The 20,025-nt window shown below is 40.2% G+C and carries 20 protein-coding genes; 10 read left to right on the plus strand and 10 right to left on the minus strand.

Annotated features, from left to right (window positions below):
* Positions 1-23: 23 nt before the first annotated feature.
* From RMA95_RS09480 to RMA95_RS09505, 6 genes are all read right to left on the minus strand, one after another.
* Positions 24-353, minus strand: coding sequence for a chaperone modulator CbpM (locus RMA95_RS09480; protein WP_209045781.1), 330 nt, complete (start codon positions 351-353; stop codon positions 24-26).
* Positions 354-364: 11 nt separating this feature from the next.
* Entirely contained in the window at positions 365-1,327 is a 963-nt protein-coding gene (locus RMA95_RS09485; RefSeq protein WP_311070267.1) for a DnaJ C-terminal domain-containing protein, read from the minus strand.
* 150 nt (positions 1,328-1,477) lie between these two features.
* Positions 1,478-2,089 (minus strand): LysE family translocator, encoded by a 612-nt coding sequence (locus tag RMA95_RS09490; protein ID WP_311070268.1) that lies wholly within the window; start codon positions 2,087-2,089, stop codon positions 1,478-1,480.
* Between the two features lie 136 nt (positions 2,090-2,225).
* Complete coding sequence (locus RMA95_RS09495) at positions 2,226-3,101, minus strand: Hsp33 family molecular chaperone HslO (protein ID WP_004710781.1); 876 nt, start codon at positions 3,099-3,101, stop codon at positions 2,226-2,228.
* Between the two features lie 165 nt (positions 3,102-3,266).
* Positions 3,267-5,108, minus strand: a complete 1,842-nt coding sequence (locus tag RMA95_RS09500) for a monovalent cation:proton antiporter-2 (CPA2) family protein (RefSeq protein WP_311070269.1) — start codon at positions 5,106-5,108, stop codon at positions 3,267-3,269.
* A 75-nt stretch (positions 5,109-5,183) separates the two neighbouring features.
* The gene (locus RMA95_RS09505; RefSeq protein ID WP_311070270.1) at positions 5,184-7,412 is read right to left on the minus strand and encodes a primosomal protein N'; all 2,229 of its coding nucleotides are present in this window, start codon (positions 7,410-7,412) and stop codon (positions 5,184-5,186) included.
* A 148-nt stretch (positions 7,413-7,560) separates the two neighbouring features.
* On the opposite strand from RMA95_RS09505, the gene gspF reads away from it, so the two are divergent.
* The 3 genes from gspF to RMA95_RS09520 all read left to right on the plus strand — a co-directional run bounded on the left by gspF (position 7,561) and on the right by RMA95_RS09520 (position 9,983).
* A complete protein-coding gene (gene gspF, locus RMA95_RS09510) occupies positions 7,561-8,766 on the plus strand; it encodes a type II secretion system inner membrane protein GspF (protein ID WP_002157042.1) in 1,206 nt (401 codons plus the stop codon).
* 23 nt (positions 8,767-8,789) lie between these two features.
* The gene (gspG, locus tag RMA95_RS09515; RefSeq protein WP_311070271.1) at positions 8,790-9,371 is read left to right on the plus strand and encodes a type II secretion system major pseudopilin GspG; all 582 of its coding nucleotides are present in this window, start codon (positions 8,790-8,792) and stop codon (positions 9,369-9,371) included.
* Positions 9,372-9,638: 267 nt separating this feature from the next.
* Entirely contained in the window at positions 9,639-9,983 is a 345-nt protein-coding gene (locus RMA95_RS09520; protein WP_311070272.1) for a hypothetical protein, read from the plus strand.
* A 63-nt stretch (positions 9,984-10,046) separates the two neighbouring features.
* Here RMA95_RS09520 and RMA95_RS09525 read toward each other — a convergent pair whose 3' ends face one another.
* On the minus strand, positions 10,047-10,307 hold the full coding sequence (locus tag RMA95_RS09525; RefSeq protein WP_032047914.1) for a DUF2798 domain-containing protein: 261 nt from the start codon (positions 10,305-10,307) through the stop codon (positions 10,047-10,049).
* Positions 10,308-10,538: 231 nt separating this feature from the next.
* Here RMA95_RS09525 and RMA95_RS09530 point away from each other — a divergent pair, with 231 nt between their 5' ends.
* The gene (locus RMA95_RS09530; RefSeq protein WP_311070273.1) at positions 10,539-10,877 is read left to right on the plus strand and encodes a tRNA-binding protein; all 339 of its coding nucleotides are present in this window, start codon (positions 10,539-10,541) and stop codon (positions 10,875-10,877) included.
* Between the two features lies 1 nt (position 10,878).
* Here RMA95_RS09530 and lnt read toward each other — a convergent pair whose 3' ends face one another.
* Together lnt and RMA95_RS09540 are read right to left on the minus strand one after the other, a co-directional pair.
* A complete protein-coding gene (lnt, locus tag RMA95_RS09535; RefSeq protein WP_311070274.1) occupies positions 10,879-12,438 on the minus strand; it encodes an apolipoprotein N-acyltransferase in 1,560 nt (519 codons plus the stop codon).
* Entirely contained in the window at positions 12,435-13,274 is an 840-nt protein-coding gene (locus RMA95_RS09540) for an HlyC/CorC family transporter (protein ID WP_004698992.1), read from the minus strand. The genes lnt and RMA95_RS09540 overlap by 4 nt, the downstream gene beginning before the upstream one ends.
* Positions 13,275-13,458: 184 nt before the next feature.
* Here RMA95_RS09540 and tusA point away from each other — a divergent pair, with 184 nt between their 5' ends.
* Complete coding sequence (gene tusA, locus RMA95_RS09545; protein ID WP_002053527.1) at positions 13,459-13,716, plus strand: sulfurtransferase TusA; 258 nt, start codon at positions 13,459-13,461, stop codon at positions 13,714-13,716.
* Positions 13,717-13,800: 84 nt separating this feature from the next.
* Positions 13,801-14,328 carry a hypothetical protein gene (locus RMA95_RS09550; protein WP_311070275.1) on the plus strand — a complete coding sequence of 176 codons (528 nt, stop codon included), beginning with the start codon at positions 13,801-13,803 and terminating at the stop codon, positions 14,326-14,328.
* A 42-nt stretch (positions 14,329-14,370) separates the two neighbouring features.
* Here RMA95_RS09550 and RMA95_RS09555 read toward each other — a convergent pair whose 3' ends face one another.
* A complete protein-coding gene (locus tag RMA95_RS09555) occupies positions 14,371-16,083 on the minus strand; it encodes an electron transfer flavoprotein-ubiquinone oxidoreductase (protein ID WP_004698986.1) in 1,713 nt (570 codons plus the stop codon).
* A gap of 184 nt (positions 16,084-16,267) precedes the next feature.
* Here RMA95_RS09555 and RMA95_RS09560 point away from each other — a divergent pair, with 184 nt between their 5' ends.
* The 4 genes from RMA95_RS09560 to hemH all read left to right on the plus strand — a co-directional run bounded on the left by RMA95_RS09560 (position 16,268) and on the right by hemH (position 20,009).
* Positions 16,268-16,879 carry a DUF1285 domain-containing protein gene (locus tag RMA95_RS09560; RefSeq protein ID WP_004883477.1) on the plus strand — a complete coding sequence of 204 codons (612 nt, stop codon included), beginning with the start codon at positions 16,268-16,270 and terminating at the stop codon, positions 16,877-16,879.
* A 48-nt stretch (positions 16,880-16,927) separates the two neighbouring features.
* Positions 16,928-17,794 (plus strand): glutamate racemase, encoded by an 867-nt coding sequence (murI, locus tag RMA95_RS09565; RefSeq protein WP_174735293.1) that lies wholly within the window; start codon positions 16,928-16,930, stop codon positions 17,792-17,794.
* A gap of 120 nt (positions 17,795-17,914) precedes the next feature.
* A complete protein-coding gene (locus tag RMA95_RS09570) occupies positions 17,915-18,919 on the plus strand; it encodes a DUF4062 domain-containing protein (protein WP_151682965.1) in 1,005 nt (334 codons plus the stop codon).
* 73 nt (positions 18,920-18,992) lie between these two features.
* The gene (gene hemH / locus RMA95_RS09575; RefSeq protein WP_311070276.1) at positions 18,993-20,009 is read left to right on the plus strand and encodes a ferrochelatase; all 1,017 of its coding nucleotides are present in this window, start codon (positions 18,993-18,995) and stop codon (positions 20,007-20,009) included.
* Positions 20,010-20,025: the final 16 nt, after the last annotated feature.

A 20,025-nucleotide genomic window follows, 5' to 3' on the forward strand; every position in this document is an offset into this window, starting at 1 on the left:
GGAAAATATGATTTCAAAAAAACTTAATGAAAATGCTTCAACTGTTTTCTAAGTTGTTGCACCTCATCAATCAAATCTAACATCACCGCAACTGCTGCCAAACTTGCATCAAAGTCTCGTTGTAAACGATACGCTTTACGAGCGCGGACGACATCTTCACCCATGAACTGATGTTTTTCAGGGGTATTTTCAATCGCTAAAATATCGTACTCAATGAGCTCTAGAATCCAGTCTGGGCTTTGACCACAGGCTTGAGCAAATTGTTGCAAGTCAAATGTACATTGTTCATCAACGACTTCAGCACTAAAGGTGTGGCCGTCACATACAATTTCTCGATAATGGATGGTTGTCATGATCTTGCTCCCTAATGAGATGAACGAGGTTCGAATGAAGCAAAGGCTTCTGCCAATTGCTGATACGCTTCTTTTTCTTTTTCAGAATGCGCAGGTGGGAATACAATATTTAAAATTAAATAAAGATGGCCTGGCGTTTTATTTGGTATCCCTTTGTCTTTTAAACGTAGCTGTTGTCCTTGTTTTGCATTTTTAGGTAAATTGACATGTAATGACCCAGCAGGTGTTTTTACTTCAATACCTTGACCTAATGCTGCTTCCCACGGTGCTACATCTATAGTTAAATATACATCACTGCCTTCGACATGAACACGATCTGTATCTTTATATTGAATCTCGATATACAGATCGCCGTTGGCACCCCCATTGATGCCACTTTGTCCTTGGCCACTTAGGCGAATTTGTTGGCCTTCCTTCATGCCTTTAGGTATTTTCACCTGTAGGGTTTTACGTTGTACCTCAGGCTCACCATAAACATTCACAGTCGGAATTTGTAAAGTAATCTGTTGTGTTGATCCATGGTAGGCAATATCAAGATCGACCTCTATACTGGCATGTTGATCTTCACCCCGATAACTACGTTGCTGTCTTTGGTATTGTTGCTGTCCACCACCAAAGCCTGCACCAAAACGACCAAATAAGTCTTCAAAACCGCTAAAGTCAGCTTGTTCACCACCGCCGCCTGTAAAGCCTTGACGATAAAAGCGTGCGCCATCAAATCCACCTTGAGCTGCACCTTGACCAAAGCCATTGAAGCCTTGTGGGTGGTCTAACATTTGGTCATATTCAGCTTTTTTTTCGGAATTGCTTAAGGTGTCGTAGGCAACATTAATGGCCTGCATCTTTTCTTCCGCATCTTTTTCTTTGCTGATGTCGGGGTGATATTTACGAGCTAGTTTCCGATATGCTTTTTTAATTTCATCAGCAGAGGCTTCTCGTGTAACCCCTAATTCTTCATAATAATTTTTGGCCATAATGTTTTATCACGATGGTGTTGTTTATTTCATTATGAAACAATTTTTAAGGCTTTCAACGAGCTAGATTGTATAAGAGTTGTTCTCTTACAAAAATGGGGAAGCAAGGTGGAAGAGACATAAGTCGGTTAGGGTTATGCCTCTCATTGCTTAAATGAACGTCTGATATAAACCGTATAGGGCAATTAGTAAAAGTAATAGACCGCATAGGCCGAGTATTTTAGGGTATAAGTGGCTGTTAGATAGGCGACGGAAAAATACATAAACCAAAGATAGGGTTAAAAAATCTAAAATAATCCATGTCAGGGTAAGAACAGTTAGACTGAAATTTAAGTTAGGTGAAATAGAGACAAATTGAGGAAAGAAAGCTGAAAAGAAAATAATATCTTTAGGGTTTGAAATACCGACCAAAAAGCCTTTTTTAAAACCACCGTTTTGTGCAGAAACGGTTTGTATTGCTTCAGGATGCGGAGCTTGAATCACTTCTTTAAGAATACTAAATCCTAAATAGCCAATATAGAGGCAGCCTAAAACACGAATAATATTTAAATAGCTTTCATTAATACCGAGTACACCTTTAAGCACGAGTACTGAAATAAAAATTAAAACTAGTGAGGCGAGGTTTGTACCAAAAATGGTTTCCAGTGCTTTTTTATAACCGCCTTTAAGTCCGGCGCTTGCCACCAAAATCATGACTGGGCCAGGAGTCGCAATCATAATAATGATACTGAAAATAAAGAGAAAATAATCAAAATAATTCATGAAATATAAGCATCTTATTTATTAGGCTATAAAGTAAGCTCATATTAACTGATTTAAAATAAGATGCTGAAAATTATCATCAAAAACTATAGATAAATAAAAAGGCGGTTTGCCCGCCTTTTTATGAAGTGAGTAATTAACTCAAATGTTCACCGAATAAACCCAGTGCTTCTTCAGCAGTGAACTCGTAACGTGTATTACAGAACTGGCAATCCATTTGAATTGGGTTCTGAGCTTCCAATGTTTCATGAACAGCATCAACACCAATTTGAATGAGTGCTTTAGCACAACGTTCTTTAGAACATGTACAGCCAAACTTTAAGTGTTCAACTTCTGGCAAGCGTACTTCTTCTTCGTTATAGAGACGATACAAAATCTCATTTGCTGAAAGTTCTGTTAATTCTTCAGGCTTAAGCGTTTCAGTCAGCATGGTCAAACGTGGCCATAGGTCTTCATCAACCAGTTTTTGCTCTTCCTCATCATGACGAGGTAATAACTGAATGAGTAAACCACCAGAACGTTTAGCTGTACTTGCCAATACAATACGAGTTGGAATTTGAGCAGATAAATCATAATACTGCATCAAACAACCCGCTAGATTTGTTTGGTCAAGAGGTACGATCCCTTGATAACGCTCACCATGCTCAGGTTCGATGTTAATAAATAAAATTGGATTAACTAAAGCACCAAGGACTGTACTGCTGTCAGTTGCTTCAACAAAACGTGGATCTGTTTCGTAGTCTGCTAAAGCGCGAACTTCGCCTAAATGGTTACATTCAGCCATAGCCCATTTAAAAGAGCCGCTAGCCTGGATTTGCAAGCTGATACGGCCTTTGATTTTTAAAGTACTTGCAAGTAATGCAGTCGCGCTCAACATCTCGCCTAGTAGAATTTTAACCGCAGGCATGTAGTCGCGTTGAGCTAAAATAGTTTGTAATGCTTCTTCTAGATGAACTACTTCACCGCGAACAGGAAAGTCCTCTATATAAAAGCGTTGGCGTAAATCAGACATAATATTCTCCAGGGCCCTAAGCAGATTATAACAACTTCGGTTTAATCAAGCTTAGGGAATGCAGCGAAGCTGCAAGCAGGACAACGGCAACTTTTGTACCGATTGTCGCAATCATTTAGGCAATGTGAATAAGTCCTTAATATAGCCATTTTGCGAAATCTCAAGTTATTCTTCGTGATCTCGTGTAATGTCGATACGATTTGGTTGTAAATGACGCTTTAAGTTAACGTCATGTCTTGAAGTGGCTTGCTGTGCATCACTTTCGAAGAGGTGCTCAAGTTCAGCCAGCGCATTACGATGAGTTTCAAAAACTTTTTGTTCATCGGTATAAATGCTTTGCTGCTGTATGAGTAATTTCTCATCATAATCTCGAAAGATTTCGATATTGTTATAAGCTTGTTCATCGGAAATACCGAGTTCACGTAAAGCGCGATAAGCCATACCTAATGATGATAAATAGGTTTCACGCCAAATATGTTCAACACCTAAATCTCTTAACAGGTGTACATGATGGCGGTCACGAGCGCGTGCTAATAGCTTTATGTGTGGATAGTTCAATCTTAGATGCCGTGCAACATTCATAGAGTCTTCGACATCATCAATTGCCAAAATAAATACTTGGGCTTTTTCAATGCCTGCCGAGCGAAGTAAATCAGGCTGAGTGACATCGCCATAATAGAGTTTACCGCCGTATCGACGCACAAAGTCCACTTGGTGAAGATTGTTGTCGATAGCAGTAAAGCCTAAGTGCTGCAAGCGGGCAATACGCGCAATAATCTGTCCAAATCGACCAAACCCAGCAATGATAATTGGATTATCTTGCTGAGGAATTTCATCATACTCAGGTGGACGTTCTTTATTAAACAAAGGAATGATTTTAGTTGCCATAATCCAGTAAATAACTGGTGTCAGGACCATCGATAACGTCACAATCAGCGTAACAGGCTCTAATAAGGCATCGGTTAAAATCTTTTCACTTTTAGCAAGGCTTAAAATGACAAAAGCAAATTCACCACCTTGAGCCAAGCAAGTTCCAAGCAGCAGACTATTATTCCAACTGTATTTTTTATAGCGGGCAATGGCGGTCAACACGAGGGTTTTGATGAGGAGTAAGCCAATCGCTCCACCAATAATGAGCCAAGGCATTTCAATCAGTAACGACAGTTGCGTGGTCATGCCCACAGTCATAAAGAACAAACCAAGTAATAGTCCTTTAAATGGAGCAATACTTGCTTCAAGTTCATGACGGAATTCTGAGTCAGCTAAAAGTACGCCAGTGAGGAAAGCGCCTAGAGTTGTGCTAATCCCTAAAGTATCCATGAGTAGCACAACAGCAAGAATAATAAATAACCCTACTGCGGTAATCAGTTCGGTTGCACCACTTTTTGCAACGAAGCGGAAAAATGGACGCATGACATAGCGACTAAATAAGAACAGACCACTGAATGTCGCGATGATGGCAGCAAAGTAAGCAATACCATGATGGGTAGATTCGGTTCCTGCCAACAGTGGAATCATTGCCAGTAAAGGAATCGCTGCGATATCTTGGAACAGTAAAATTGAAAACGATTGCTGACCATAGGTGGTGTTGAGCTGTTGTTTTTCGGTCAGTAGTTGTAATACAAAGGCTGTAGAAGACAGCGCAAGCGCAAAACCAATGACAAAGCTGGCAGCAAGTTGTTGCTGAAATAGTAGCAATATGGTGAGCATCAGAATTACGCCCGTAATCACCACTTGCAAACTGCCCATCACGAAAATGGAGTCGCGCATTTCCCATAAACGTTGAGGACGTAACTCTAGTCCAATCAGGAACATAAGTAAGATGACCCCAAACTCAGCCAGTTCCATAATGGCTTCAGGGTCATGGGCAATGTTTAAAACACTCGGGCCAAGAAGGATGCCCGTAAATAAATAACCTAAAACTGTTGCAATCCCTAAGCGTTTACCCAAAGGGACTAAAATCAGAGAAGCTCCAAGAAAAATTGTTGCTTGCAGTAGGAATGACATTCATTACCCCGAATGTATTGATCTTTTTAAGTGTAAAGCCAAAAGGGCTTCTTCACACCATCATATTCAAATCATCTAACTAAATTCTTGCGGGTCAACATCAATAGAGAGTCTAAGTTGATGCTGTCTTGGTGCATGAACCAACTGAGCCCACCATTGTCTTAAGTAAAAATGCAGACGAGCACGGTCGGCAGACAAAATCACCATATGTGCGCGGTAACGTCCCGCTTTACGTTCCATTGGTGCTGGAATTGGCCCCCAGATATCAACAATATCACCTGCAATTTGACGAAGTTGCTCGGCAGCTTCATTTAAAAAATGCAAGGTATAGTCACGATCTTTCGATTCAGCACGAATTAAGACCGCATAACGATAAGGCGGCAGTAATGCAACTTTACGCTCAGCCAGAGTTTGTTTTGCGACTGCCCGATAATCTTTTTCGATGAGTGTGGTGAGTAAAGGATGATCTGGCCTTAAAGTCTGTAAATAAACATGACCTTTGTGTTCTCCACGACCAGCACGACCAGCGACTTGTACAATCAGCTGAGCCGTACGTTCTGGCGCCCGAATATCGACACTCAGTAAACCCGCATCAATATCTAAAATAGCAACCAAGGTCACATGTGGAAAATGGTGACCCTTTGCCAACATTTGAGTACCAAGCAAAATTGTTGGTTTGTTTTGATGAATACGATCATAAATTTTTTGCCAACTACCGACACGACTGGTGCTGTCACGATCGACCCGAATCACATCATAGTCTGGAAATAATTCTTGTAAGTGCTCTTCAACTTTGGCTGTTCCTGCACCTAAAGTTTTTAAACTCTTCTGCTGACATTCAGGGCAGTGGTCTGGCAAGCGATGAACCGTGCCGCAGTGGTGACAATGTAAATAAGAATAAGGCTGAGTGTGTAACGTAAAATGCGCATCGCAATGTGGACAATTCGCTTGCCATCCACAGCTTTCACACACAAGTACAGGCGCATAGCCACGACGATTTAAAAAAATTAAAACCTGTTCTTTTCTTGCTAGCGTATTTTTAATCTGTTCGATTAAAGGCTGACTAATACCATGCTGCTTTTTGACAATTTTAAGATCTATCAAATGCATTTTAGGTAAAAGCGCGTGGCCTGCACGCTGGTTCAGTTGCAGTGAAGTTAACTTGCCAGTTTCTACTAAGTAATAACTGTCAATGCTTGGAGTCGCTGAACCTAAAATAACAGGGCAGCCTTGTAAGTGGCCCCGATAAAGCGCGACATCGCGGGCATGGTAACGGAAACCTTCTTGCTGTTTATAAGACAGGTCGTGTTCTTCATCTAAAATAATGAGACCCAAACGTGGCAGCGGCGTATAAATGGCGGAACGAGTCCCTAAAATAATAGAGGCCTTTCCAGTTTGTGCCTGTTGCCATGCTTGTAAACGTTTAGAGTCATTTAAGCCTGAATGTAATAAAGCAATGTCACAGTTAAAACGAGACTTAAAGCGAGAAATAGTTTGAGGGGTTAAACCAATTTCAGGAACTAATACTAGGACTTGCTTACCTTGCTTTAGCACCTCATGCATGATGTGCAAATAAACTTCGGTTTTACCACTTCCAGTTAAGCCATCTAGTAAAAATGCTTGGTATTGATGCTGTGCATTAATGACGTGCTGAGTTGCTTTCTTTTGGTCATCATTTAACGTGAGTGGCATTTGAGCCAATTGCACAGGTGCTGGGCTAAAATCATGAGGCTCAAGTGTACAGTCTATGAGTCCTTTCTTTTGTAGCGCTTTAAGCGTAGCCGTTTCTACACCACTTAAATTAAGAATATTTTCTGTAGTTCCGGCAGGATGTAATTTTAAAATCTGATACGCATCTTGTTGCTTAATGGAACGCTTTAACAAGGCTTCTACATTGTCACAAGGAATGATTTTCCATAGATGAAACAATACATCCATTGGTTTACCCTGACGCAATAACGCGGGTAGGGCCGTTTGCATCACTTCACCAATCGGAAATTGGTAATACTGGGCAGACCATGTCAATAAACTTAAAACTTGTTCATCTAAAATAGGTTCATCATCTAAAAGTTCAGAAATGGCTTTAAGCTGAAAGTTACCTGTAAATGATTCTTGTGGGTCAACTTTTTCAGTAATGATACCAATTAGGTTTTGCTGTCCAAATGAAATCGCGACGCGTGAACCTACCTGAGCCCGTTCATATTGTGCTTTGGTGAGTGTATAGTCAAAAGTGTCGTACAGATGCACAGGTACGGCAACACGCACACGATAAACAACTGAATCAGGTTTTGGCGTTATGGTCATAGAGGCTCATTTCGTCAATTTTAAAAAACGGCATAGCGTCGTGAAGAGGACTTGGGTATTCTACACAGGCTATAGAATGAATATGAATGATTGCGTAGCATAGATGCAACAGCAGCGACTATTATTTTTGGAAAATTAGAACATTACCATGCCTGCATATCAATTTACTGCTATTGATGCTTCAGGGAAGCAGCAAAAGGGGGTGCTTGAGGGAGACTCAGCACGTCAGATTCGCCAACAATTACGTGATAAAGCATGGACTCCGATTAGCGTTGACCCGGTTGAGCAAAAAGATAAGCATCAAAGCCACGGGTTATTCCAGAAAAAGTTTAGTGCTTATGATTTGGCACTGATGACCAGACAACTCTCCGTTTTGGTTGCTGCTGCAATTCCTCTAGAAGAAGCCTTACGCGCCGTGAGCAGACAAAGTGAAAAAGCCCATGTGCAAAATCTTTTACTTTCGGTTCGTTCAAGAGTATTGGAAGGGCATTCACTTGCGCAAGGCATGCAACAGTCAGGGCGTTTTCCTGACCTTTATATTGCAACGGTTGCCGCAGGTGAACGATCAGGACATTTAGATCTGATTTTAGATCAGTTGTCTGACTACACCGAGAACCGTTTTGCCATGCAAAAGAAAGTTCAAGGTGCCATGATTTACCCGATCATTTTAATGCTGATGTCATTTGGTATTGTGATGGGATTAATGACTTATGTTGTGCCAGAGATTGTAAAAACCTTCGATCAAAGCAAAGATGCCTTACCATGGATTACAGTCGCTTTAATGAAAGCGAGTGATTTTATTCGCCATGCGTGGGTGTTTATTATTCTTTTTGCAGTTGTGGGTGTAGTTGCCTTTGTACGGTTTTTAAAAACAACGGCTGGTCATTATGCTTTTGATCGCTTAACACTCAAATTGCCATTATTCGGTAAACTGTCCCGTGGTATTAATGCTGCACGCTTTGCCAGTACTTTGTCTATTTTGACTCGTTCGGGTGTGCCATTGGTGGACGCCTTAAAAATTGGTGCGGCTGTGACCAATAACTGGGTGATCCGTGACTCAATTGCTCATGCTGCTGAACGTGTCACAGAAGGTGGTAACTTGGGTACGCAATTGGAGCGCAGTGGTTATTTCCCACCAATGATGGTACAAATGATCCGAAGTGGTGAGGCATCAGGCGAACTGGATCGCATGCTAGAACGTGCGTCGACTATGCAAGACCGTGAGGTGACGACATTTATTTCAACCTTATTGGCATTACTTGAACCGCTTATGCTAGTTCTAATGGCAAGTATTGTACTGGTCATTGTAATTGCGGTTATGCTGCCAATCGTAAATATGAACAATATGATTTAATAACTTTGATATTAGAGATAATGATGAAAGTAAAAAATATTCAAAGCGAAACAGTGATGAAGCAACATAGTGAATCTGTGGTTTCAAATCAGCTTGAGCCAACGAGCCATTCCGAGCATAGCTCTGTATCAGATGTTTATTCCTCAAGCGCTTTCGGACTTGCGGCACGTTCGAATGGTGCTCGAATGAAACGTGTCTCAGGCTTTACCCTTATTGAAGTTATGGTTGTGATTGTGATTTTAGGGGTATTGGCTGCTTTAATCGTACCGAACGTCATGGGCCGTAGTGAAAAAGCTAAAATCGATACGACTCAAATTACCTTAAAGGGCGTAGCGGGTGCTTTAGATCAGTACAAGCTCGATAACGGACATTTCCCGACCATGCAAGAAGGTGGTTTAGATGCCCTCATTAACCAGCCTGCTACCGCAAAAAACTGGATGCCGGGTGGTTATGTGAAAGGTGGTTACCCTAAAGACAGTTGGAAAAATGATATTCAATATGTCATTCCTGGAAAAGATGGCCATCCTTTTGACCTATATTCATTTGGTGCAGATGGTAAAGAAGGTGGTGAAGGCAACGATGCCGATATTTACTACCAACCTTAATTAAAATGTAAGAGAGATTATCGATTTGTTTAAAAAGATAAAATGATAATGCGAATTGATAATCTTTCTTAATCACAAAAAATATAATAACTATTTGAAAATAAAATAATAAAGTTAATAGTTAGATTTGAGATTTAAAATAAGAATTATTCCCATATTTAATAGTTACAAGAAAGTTAAAATATAAGAGAAAATAAGCTATATATTTAAATAAAAGCTTTGCATAATAAATAAAAAAGCACTTTATAAACTTATAGGAGAGATTAAATGAAAGCATTTCTCGTACTTGATGAACTAAACCAGTTTCATTGGGTAATGCTTAAGTCTGTCCTATTGATTTTAGCGTTATTACCGATTGCCGAAGTTTCATTAAAGCTATGGTTGAGTACAGAAGGCAGTAGTCAAATCATGATTGGCTTCTTTGCATTAAGTATTGTCAGTGCGTGGTTAATGGTGAGCTTTTTCACTGCATTAAAAGCGAGTGTATGGCAAGCTAAACAGATCTCTTCTAAATATGAGCAATTAGTTTTTAAAGCTTATCGCTATGTGCCTATGGTTTTTTTATCAAGCTTAGTTGCTTATTTATCTTTGGAATTATCAATCGCTTTTTAGTGATATTTAAAATCAAATTTTTAAATAAAACGTAGAGGCAGTATCTACGTTTTATTTTTTTGTTTAAGCAGGCTCAACCAATCGTGCTGTGATTTTACGGACGACGGGTAAGACTAAAAGCAGCGTTGGAAAAGCAATTAACCAAGAAATGACCCATGCAGACATCCAGACATTTATAGAAAAGTCTTCTAGTCCTAAACTTCGTAAAGTGCTGACCATGGACACTACAAAAGTCATAATGATGGATAGAAGAAAAGGTAAAACAATAGCTGTATAACGACTTGGAAGTTTCTTAAAATTATAGAAAGTTTTTTGGTTTTCCATTTTGACTCCGTAAACCAACAAACGCCCGCGCCATTCAAAATATAAAAATATTTTGAACAAATAGCTCCAAGCCTTGTTGGAGATATGTTGGAACGTTGATTGACGTAAACGTTTACGGCTTTTGAATCAGCGGACTTAATTTAACATGGAATTTTCAAATTAAACATAAATAATTTATTTTTTTATATTGTGTGTTTTTGATTTGAAGATTTAAGAATATGAGAAATACAAGTGGAACAGATTGAGTGGAATGATTTTTTAAAAGTAGAACTTCGCGTTGGCAAAATTATTCAAGCTGAGGTTTTTGAAAAAGCGCGTAAACCTGCCTATATTTTGCATGTAGATTTTGGTGAAGAGTTAGGGGTACGTAAATCCAGTGCTCAGATTACTAAACTTTATCGACCACAAGATTTGATTGGTAAATTAGTGGTTGCTGTCGTGAATTTCCCTAAAAAACAAATTGGTCCTATTCAGTCAGAATGCTTAGTGACAGGGTTTCATAACGCAGATGGGGATGTTGCACTTTGTATCCCAGAGTTTGAAGTTCCTCTGGGTACAAAGCTATTATAATTTAGCGACGTGATTTAAAAGACACATCAACTTTACGTGGACGATAAATCCAACCTAAAACCAGCAGTAATACCGCAAATCCTAAAATTGGATAATCACCTAAACGGTTATAGAGAGTTTGACCTTGCATGGCTGGTAAATCGCCTCTCAAGACAAACTCTTTATCAATCGGTGCTTGTTCAGTGATATGACCATTTTGATCAATAAACGCTGTTACACCTGTGTTGGTTGCACGAATAAACCAGCGACCGTTTTCTTTCGCACGCATTTGCACCATTTGTAAATGTTGCCATGGGCCAGCTGTTCCAGTGAACCAAGCATCATTAGATACTGTCACCAAGAAGTCGCTGTCTTCTGCATTACGGCGTGTCAGGTTTGGATATGCCACTTCATAGCAAATTGCAGCCGCAAGAGCATGACCTTTAATTAAAAGTGGTTTCTGGTTGCTCTCGCCACGTGTAAAACCACTCATGCTAATGTCATTTTGCATGGCAGGTAAAACCCATGACAGTAAACCTGACAATGGAATATATTCGCCAAACGGCACAAGACGCTGTTTTTTATAGAGACCGCTTGAGTCGCTACCAGAAGCCATAATACTGTTGTAATACTGAGGACTACCAACTTGATGTGATTTCGCGACATCCCAATAAGGAATGCCGGTTACCCAAGCTGTATGGTTCTTTTTCGCCTGCGCATCCATTGCATCCAAAAACGGTTCAATGTCGGTTTGGAAGAGTGGAATTGAAGACTCAGGCCATACAATTAAGTCACGGCCCCATTCAGATTGAGTCAAACCAGCATAAATTTCTAATGTTCTAACTTGATATTCGGTTAGCCATTTTAAATCTTGTGGAATGTTACCTTGAATGAGCGAAACGTTCAGTGGTTTAGCCGCTTTAGGTTGTACAAACTGAATATATGATGCTCCCCATGCACCTAAAACTAATAGGGCAGAAGGAATAACCCAGAAAATACGCTTACGTAGAACTTCGACTAAAGCACACGCTAGTACAATTGCCACGAAGGAAATTGCATAAATACCAAATAGCGGCGCATAACCATCGAGTAGGCGTTCGGTAAAAGCGTAACCTACAAATAGCCACGGGAAACCCGTAAATACCCAAGTTTTAGCCCACTCAAAAACAATCCAGAGAGGTGCGAAAGTCAGGGGTGTTTCTGGGAAGAAACATCGATAAACCCAAGTTTGAAATGCTGTAAATAAGCCCATCACAAGAGCCATAACAGCAATCATACATACGCTTAGAAACGCATTGGTATCGCCGTATACATGGATAGACGTGTAGAGCCAAAAAGCTCCTACAAACCATAAACCAAAACCATAGCTCCAGCCAATCGCAAAAGCCTGTTTGGCTGAGCGTTTATGCAATGTTGCATAGAGTAGGGCAGGAGACAAAATTGCCAACCACCACCAATAATAAGGTGCCAGTGCAAAACTAAACACGGCACCCGAAAATAAAGCAATGAGCAAAGGAAAAATTAAAGGAAGCTGTTTTTGTTGTTGCGAAGAATCTAACAGCTTTTCAAAGTATGCTCTCATTGACGTACAGCTCGAATCAGATGAATAGTGCGGGCATCTGCTTCAACAATCGTAAATAACCACTTTCCAAGTTCAACAGTCTGACCTTGTAAATCACTGACTAAACCAATTTCTTGAAGCAATAAACCGCCGACAGTTTCTACTTCATCGTCAGAAAAATCAGCATCTAAAACAGTGTTGAAGTGTTCAATTGGTGTAAGTGCTTGCACCATCCATGCATTCGCTACACTGTGGTCACTATCTGGAACAATGTACTGTGCATCTTCATCAGCAGTATCATGTTCGTCTTCAATTTCACCCACGATCTCTTCAAGAATATCTTCAAGCGTAACAAGCCCAGCCGTTGAACCATATTCATCAATGACAATCGCGATATGGGTTTGGGTATGTTTTAGCATACGAAGAACTTGATCTGAACGAGCGCTTTCAGGCACAAATAATGGCTGGCGCATAAGCGAGCCAATATCTAATTTGGTATTTGGTTCAGTCAAAAATGGCAGTAAATCTTTTGCCAGTAATATACCGACAACATTATCGGGTTGGTCAGCCGAGAAAACTGGAAAACGTGAGTGAGCAGACTCAACCAATACATGAAGAATATCAAGTAACTGATCATCTTCTTGCATACTGATCATTGCTGTTCGCGGCGTCATGACTTCACGAATTTTTGTAGCAGGAAGGTCAAGAACACCTTCTAGCATGGCAACAGTATCAGGTTCTAAAAAACGACGTGAATTTTGGACTAGTTTTAATAATTCATCTCGGGTTTCGGGCGCTGTACCTAACCACTTTCGTAAGCCTCGCATTCCCCACGACGGACTCGGTTCCTCTTGCATGATCTTTCCTAAAGACTCAATGTATCAAATGAATACAATGATCATACCGAAGAAAAGGCCCTTATGCATCTATAAAACAAAGTAAAAGACAAAACACATATTGTTATGTAAACACCAGTTACAGTTCATAAGTCAGTGATCGGTTTATGCTAAAATGTGAAAATTCTATTTGTTCGAGTTAGTTATGTCAGAACAACCTATTTCACCTACTGTACAACTCAATACACGTGGTTTACGTTGTCCGGAACCTGTCATGATGTTGCATCAAGCCATTCGTAAATCTAAATCTGGAGACGTGGTTGAGGTCTTCGCAACAGACAATTCGACTTCGTGGGATATTCCTAAATTTTGTATGCACTTGGGTCACGAATTGCTTTTGCAAGAAGAACGCTTAGATGAAAATGGTCATAAAGAATTTCATTACTTGGTGAAAAAGGGCTAAAGCAAATATTTAAAGCTTTAGCTCCATGTTCTTGAATCTAATAAAAATTAAAACAGTGAATACACTTCATTTCAGGACGTAAAGATGAAAAGTTCTCATCTATGCTTAGGGTTTGCTGCTTGCGCCTTATTTAGTTCAATCACATATGCAAAAACCTGTGAAACTCCTATACAAACTATGAATGTCGCAGGTTTAGAGGTTGGGCAAAATATTCGTGAGTTTCAAAAGCTTCACCCTACAGTAAAACAAGTGGTGTTAGGAGGAGATAGTTACCATTTAGAGTTTGCCGATGGGGTTGATCCCCAGATCAAAAAAACAGGCGTCACTGGAATTGGTCATATTGCTTATGATCTAGATACCGGAATGATCACTTCCTTTAGTTTGAGTTTTCTTGATGGCCCTATGGCAAGTTATGAGACGGACTTAGATCTTTTTAAAAGTAGAATTCTTAACAAATTTAAGGTTCCCCAAAAAGGTTGGGTGCAAAAGGATAATAAATATATCTATCAATGTGATGATTATCGAATTGAGATTCATCAGGACTATGGTGCTGCACATACAGCCATTGGGCCAACCGTTATGGTATTTGGTAAAAAATCGAAGATATTCTAATAAAAAAAACTCCCCTCACTTGAGGGGAGTTTTTTTAAGGAATTACATATTTGGATAGTTTGGACCACCGCCGCCTTCAGGCGTTACCCATGTGATGTTTTGAGATGGGTCTTTAATATCACAAGTCTTACAGTGAACACAGTTTGCTGCGTTAATCTGGAAGCGCTTAGAACCATCATCATTTTCCATGATTTCATAAACACCAGCAGGGCAGTAGCGCTGAGCAGGCTCATCCCATTTTGGTAAGTTTACGTTCACTGGAATTGAAGGATCAGTAAGCTTCAAGTGAGCTGGCTGGTTTTCTTCATGTACAGTGTTTGAGATAAACACAGAAGACAAACGGTCAAATGTAAGTTTGCCATCTGGTTTTGGATAGTTTGGCTTAAAGCTTGTTGCATCAACAGTTTTCAATGCAGCAAAGTCTTGCTTCAAGTCATGTAAAGTGAATGGAACTTTAAAGACGTTTTGGTCGATAAAGTTAAATGCACCACCAATCCATTGACCAAATTTATGCATTGCTGGACCAAAGTTACGAGAGTTATAAAGCTCTTCTTTTAACCAGCTGTTGTTAAATTTGTCAGTGTATGAAGTCAATTCTTTAACGAATAAATCTTCGCCTTCAGTAACACGTGCAATCGCAAGGTCACCACCTTTTTCTACACCAGCAGCAATCGCTTCAAATACAGCCTCACCACATAACATGCCTGATTTCATGGCAGTGTGTGAGCCTTTGATTTTTGCAAAGTTTAAGAAACCTGCGTCATCACCAATCAAGCAACCGCCCGGGAAAGTCAATTTAGGCAATGAGTTGAAGCCGCCTTTCACTACAGCACGTGCGCCATAAGAAATACGCTTACCACCTTCTAAATATTGTTTAATGAGTGGGTGAGTTTTCCAGCGCTGCATTTCCATGAATGGATACATGTGTGGATTTTCATAAGACAAGTCCACAATCATACCCAAAGTCACTTGGTTGTTTTCAGCGTGGTATAACCACCAACCACCAGAAGAACCAGTTTCAGCCAATGGCCAACCAGCGCCATGCATCACTAAGCCCGGCTTATGTTTTGCTGGGTCAATTTCCCAAAGTTCTTTAATCCCGATACCGTAGTGCTGAGGGTCAGCATCTTTATCAAGGTTATATTTTGCAATAAGGCGTTTACCTAAGTGACCACGGCAACCTTCAGCAAAGAGAGTGTATTTAGCGTGAAGCTCATAACCCGGAGTAAAGTTATGCGTTGGTTCGCCATCTTTACCAATACCCATGTCACCAGTTTGAATACCTTTTACAGTACCGTCTTCATGGTAAAGCACTTCAGATGCAGCAAAGCCAGGGAAGATAGAAACTTCTAATTCTTCAGCTTTTTGGCCTAACCAACGAACCACGTTACCTAATGAAATAACATAGTTACCGTCATTGTGCATGGTTTTAGGAACCATCCAGTGAGGTGCTTCTTTAGACGTAGTTTCTGAAAGCAAGAAGAATGTTTTGTCTTCAGTTACAGGTACGTTAAGAGGCGCGCCTTCTTCTTTCCAGTTCGGGAAAAGTTCATTAATAGCACGTGGTTCAAGTACAGCACCAGATAAGATATGCGCACCTACTTCAGAGCCTTTTTCAACTACACAAACTGAAAGATCGGGTAAGTTATTCTCAATCGCTAATTGACGGATCTTAATCGCAGCAGATAGACCTGCAGGTCCTGCACCTACGATGACAACGTCAAACTCCATCGATTCGCGTTCGATGTGTTCCATGTAGGACTCCTCAATACTTAAAGGTGGCAACCGTAATGTCAGATCATCCGGTGCTGCCGTGAGTTTTAATCCATAGGCGCAAATATGCTATTGTGCCTTTTATCGTTTTGGCTAGTATAGTTTTAAACCATGATCTAGCCAATTGGCTGAGTCGTCATATTTTCTCGTCAGCAAGGCATAAACTATGGTAAATCAAAATAATTCCCCATCGGATATGGGAAAAATACCGTTATCTGATGATAAAAACTTAATGAACATTGCACAATACTTAAAAGATGTACAGCAAAGTCACAAAAGGTCAATTCCACCTTTAGAGCAATGGCATCCAAAGCATTGCGGTAAAATGGATTTAACGGTTAAAGCCAATGGAGAATGGTGGCACGAAGGTCAATTAATCAAGCGCCAAGCCCTATTGGATTTGTTTACCAAAGTCCTATGGAAAGAAGAGGGTAAATTCTACCTGAAAACCCCTGTAGAACAAATTGAAATCGAAGTTGAAGATGAACCTTTATTGGTCAATCAGGTGGATCAGGTCGAAATTTCAGGTGATCAGTTTTTACAACTGACGACGACCAATCAAGATGTGATTTTGGTTGATGCAGAACACCCGATTTTTATGCGCGAATATGCAGGCGAATTACGCCCTTATGTGCATGTCCGATTTGGTATTAATGCACTTATTCAACGCCAAGCTTTCTATCACCTCGTGAACTACGGAACACTGGTCGAAAATGATAAAGGTGAAACCATTTTGCAGTTAAAAAGTGGTAATTTGCACTTGCAATTAGGCACTTGAGGTTTAAGCTTTATAGAGTGAAATTTTCCGACACTCTCTAGTACTGCCATGACAGCCATACAGCCTTTATTTACTGAATTAGAATCTATGCCTAAAGCATCAGCAGATGCCCCAATTGGTATTTTTGATTCGGGAATTGGAGGAATGTCGGTTGCAGCAGAAATTGCCAGATATTTGCCAAACGAACGTATTGTCTATTATGCCGATACAGCCTATGTACCTTACGGCCCTCGTTCTGATGACGAAATTAGAGAGCTTACCGCTCGCGCTGTCGATTGGTTATACCGCCAAGGTTGTAAAATTGCAGTCGTAGCATGTAATACTGCCTCAGCATTTAGTCTTGACCATTTACGTGAACATTATGGCGAGCACTTCCCAATTGTTGGTTTAGTACCGGCATTAAAACCTGCCGTATTACAAACACGTTCTAAAGTAGTGGCAGTATTGGCAACGCCTGCTACTTTTCGTGGGCAACTTATTAAAGATGTTGTTGAAAAGTTTGCTGTTCCAGCGGGTGTTAAAGTCATGACTTTAACTAATCTGGAACTTGTTCCTTGTGTTGAAGCAGGGCAGCAAATGAGTCCTGTTTGTTTGAATGCATTAAAAGAGGTTTTACAGCCTGCAGCCGATCAAGGGGCTGACTATTTAGTGCTCGGTTGTACGCATTATCCGTTCTTAAATGAAGCAATTCAGCATCTTTTTGATAACCAATTCACACTGGTTGATTCGGGATTAGCAGTTGCCCGACAAACAGCCCGTATTTTAATAAAAAATGAGTTATTATGTGACCAAATACGTCAGAATGTTGCACGTATTGAATGTTATGTAAGTGGTAATAATGCCGATGCATTGCAACCTGTTTTACAGAATATGATTCCACAAGAATTGTCATGGACGCTGCACAATCTGAGTTGAGCTCTGTTGTAGGCATTCAGAAGAAAGCGTTTTTTATATTTATTTTTTCTTATTTGGGGCGGTTCATAGTCTTGGCTTATTTAGGCCATATTAAGATTATGGGGCGATAAGGGTATTGTTATGCTCGATACACGCTATCAGATTTTTATTTCAACGTCAGGTCGCGAGATGCAACCTGAACGTGTAGTTCTCTCTCAAACTTTAGTCAGTATGGGTTTCTTTGCTTGGGGTTTAGAGTATAGAAGTCCTTTAACTACAACACTTTCCCGTCGACAAATTGATGAATCGGATTACGTTGTCTTACTATTAGGCAGCCAGTACGGTGAACAATCTATTTCTGGCGCTAGCTATTTTGCTCAAGAGTATGAATATGCTTTAAGCCGAGCTAAACCTATTGTGGTATTCATGCATGAGCAACCTGAAAGCCGCGATATGCATTTGCAAGAGACTCATCCACAGCTTAAAGAAAAATTTCTAGCATTTAGAAAGAAACTATTACACGAAGCTCACCACGTATTTTACTTTAAAAGCCCGCGTGATTTAGAGCTAGCTGTCCGTTTAAATATGCCTCTAATGGTTGAACAACATGTGGGACAGGGTTGGGTACCTGCACACCAAGCACATCAGTTGGAAGATGAGGTTAATCGATTAAAAAGTAAAATTTTACAATTAGAGAAACAATTAGCAGATGTGCCTACACAACTCAATGAAGTAGCGCCACAAGACATTTTTGCGTTTGAGTATCAAATTCAAGCGTTTCAAGACGGTAACTTTAAAGAGCTGAAACGCCAGAGGCAAATGACGTGGTCTGAGCTATTAAGTATTTTGGCTAAACACTTTGAGACAGCTATGCCAGAAGAAAACTTCGGCACTTGCCTTAATGAATATCTTAATCAAGCAGGGCTAGAAGATGCCCGCGAGGTGTTACCTCGTGCCCATGCAGTAGCTTGTGCACAAATCAATCATAAAGCGCTATTTCGAATTAAAAGGCAAATGCAGTCACAAGGTTGGATTATTCCAACAAAATCTGAGCAGTACCCAAGTTTGTGGAAATTGACTACAAAAGCGCAAAAGCTTTTACTGAGTTATAAATGGAATCATCGAGGTGCTCGATTAAAAGCTTAGAGCGATTCAATTTATATATAACAATGAAAACTGTTACATTAGTGTCATAAGTTGAACTGAAAGGCATTTGCGCATGTCGTTTGAACAAAAACCGAAAGTTACTGTCATTTTAGCGAATTTAGGTACACCGGATGAGGCAACTGTCCCAGCGGTGCGCCGTTTTTTAAAGCAGTTTTTATCTGATTCACGTGTGATTGAAATACCAAAATTGATCTGGTGGATTATTTTAAATTTGTTCGTTTTACCTTTTCGCCCAAAAAGAGTAGCGCATGCCTATGCTTCAGTATGGTCTACCGATTCACCCATGCGTGAAATTGTGCTCGAGCAAACTCAACGTGTGCAAGCTTATTTAGAGCGTGAAAATAAACAATTTGATTTAACTGTATTGCCAGCAATGACTTATGGTAATCCGGGTATTGATGCAGTTTTAGAAAAACTGGCAGTTCATCCACAAGAGCATGTCATTTTATTGCCTTTATTTCCTCAGTATTCTGCGACATCTACAGCGCCTCTATACGATGCATTTGCCAAATGGATTCCTACTCAGCGAAATTTGCCAGGTCTAACCATTATTAAAGACTACTACCAGCACCCAATGTTTATTCAAGCACTGGCGGAAAGTGTTTTAGTCTACCAAGAGCAGCATGGTAAGCCTGAAAAACTATTGATGTCATTTCATGGTATTCCACAGCCTTATGCAGACAAAGGTGATCCTTATGCAGACCGTTGTCGCATTACCGCAAAGTTAGTCGCTGAAGCTTTACATTTAAAAGATGATGAATGGGCAATTAGTTTCCAATCACGTTTTGGAAAACAAGAATGGGTAAAACCTTATACTGATCAGCTTTTACAAGATTGGGCGAAGCAGGGTGTTAAGTCAGTTCAGGTTTTAAGTCCCGCTTTTTCTGCTGACTGCTTAGAAACACTTGAAGAGTTAGCCATCCAAAACGCTGAGTTGTTTCAAGAGGCGGGTGGCGGAAGCTATGCTTACATTCCTGCTTTAAATAGTGATCAGGCTCATATTGATTTGCTTGCAGGTTTAGTTCAGGCTAATCTTGATGCCCTTACTCATACCTTAGCCCACCGTTAATTGCGTTTTAGCCAGA

Origin of the sequence: Acinetobacter sp. V110_1, from assembly GCF_031798975.1 — a bacterium.
Taxonomy (GTDB): Bacteria; Pseudomonadota; Gammaproteobacteria; order Pseudomonadales; family Moraxellaceae; genus Acinetobacter; species Acinetobacter nosocomialis_A.

What these genes read in the sequence shown, in the direction of transcription:
- RMA95_RS09480 (WP_209045781.1), bottom strand. Translation starts at nt 353, where the DNA reads ATGACAACCATCCATTATCGAGAAATTGTATGTGACGGCCACACCTTT.
- RMA95_RS09485 (WP_311070267.1), bottom strand. Translation starts at nt 1,327, where the DNA reads ATGGCCAAAAATTATTATGAAGAATTAGGGGTTACACGAGAAGCCTCT.
- RMA95_RS09490 (WP_311070268.1), bottom strand. Translation starts at nt 2,089, where the DNA reads ATGAATTATTTTGATTATTTTCTCTTTATTTTCAGTATCATTATTATG.
- RMA95_RS09495 (WP_004710781.1), bottom strand. Translation starts at nt 3,101, where the DNA reads ATGTCTGATTTACGCCAACGCTTTTATATAGAGGACTTTCCTGTTCGC.
- RMA95_RS09500 (WP_311070269.1), bottom strand. Translation starts at nt 5,108, where the DNA reads ATGTCATTCCTACTGCAAGCAACAATTTTTCTTGGAGCTTCTCTGATT.
- RMA95_RS09505 (WP_311070270.1), bottom strand. Translation starts at nt 7,412, where the DNA reads ATGACCATAACGCCAAAACCTGATTCAGTTGTTTATCGTGTGCGTGTT.
- gspF (WP_002157042.1), top strand. Translation starts at nt 7,561, where the DNA reads ATGCCTGCATATCAATTTACTGCTATTGATGCTTCAGGGAAGCAGCAA.
- gspG (WP_311070271.1), top strand. Translation starts at nt 8,790, where the DNA reads ATGAAAGTAAAAAATATTCAAAGCGAAACAGTGATGAAGCAACATAGT.
- RMA95_RS09520 (WP_311070272.1), top strand. Translation starts at nt 9,639, where the DNA reads ATGAAAGCATTTCTCGTACTTGATGAACTAAACCAGTTTCATTGGGTA.
- RMA95_RS09525 (WP_032047914.1), bottom strand. Translation starts at nt 10,307, where the DNA reads ATGGAAAACCAAAAAACTTTCTATAATTTTAAGAAACTTCCAAGTCGT.
- lnt (WP_311070274.1), bottom strand. Translation starts at nt 12,438, where the DNA reads ATGAGAGCATACTTTGAAAAGCTGTTAGATTCTTCGCAACAACAAAAA.
- RMA95_RS09540 (WP_004698992.1), bottom strand. Translation starts at nt 13,274, where the DNA reads ATGCAAGAGGAACCGAGTCCGTCGTGGGGAATGCGAGGCTTACGAAAG.
- tusA (WP_002053527.1), top strand. Translation starts at nt 13,459, where the DNA reads ATGTCAGAACAACCTATTTCACCTACTGTACAACTCAATACACGTGGT.
- RMA95_RS09550 (WP_311070275.1), top strand. Translation starts at nt 13,801, where the DNA reads ATGAAAAGTTCTCATCTATGCTTAGGGTTTGCTGCTTGCGCCTTATTT.
- RMA95_RS09555 (WP_004698986.1), bottom strand. Translation starts at nt 16,083, where the DNA reads ATGGAACACATCGAACGCGAATCGATGGAGTTTGACGTTGTCATCGTA.
- RMA95_RS09560 (WP_004883477.1), top strand. Translation starts at nt 16,268, where the DNA reads ATGGTAAATCAAAATAATTCCCCATCGGATATGGGAAAAATACCGTTA.
- murI (WP_174735293.1), top strand. Translation starts at nt 16,928, where the DNA reads ATGACAGCCATACAGCCTTTATTTACTGAATTAGAATCTATGCCTAAA.
- RMA95_RS09570 (WP_151682965.1), top strand. Translation starts at nt 17,915, where the DNA reads ATGCTCGATACACGCTATCAGATTTTTATTTCAACGTCAGGTCGCGAG.
- hemH (WP_311070276.1), top strand. Translation starts at nt 18,993, where the DNA reads ATGTCGTTTGAACAAAAACCGAAAGTTACTGTCATTTTAGCGAATTTA.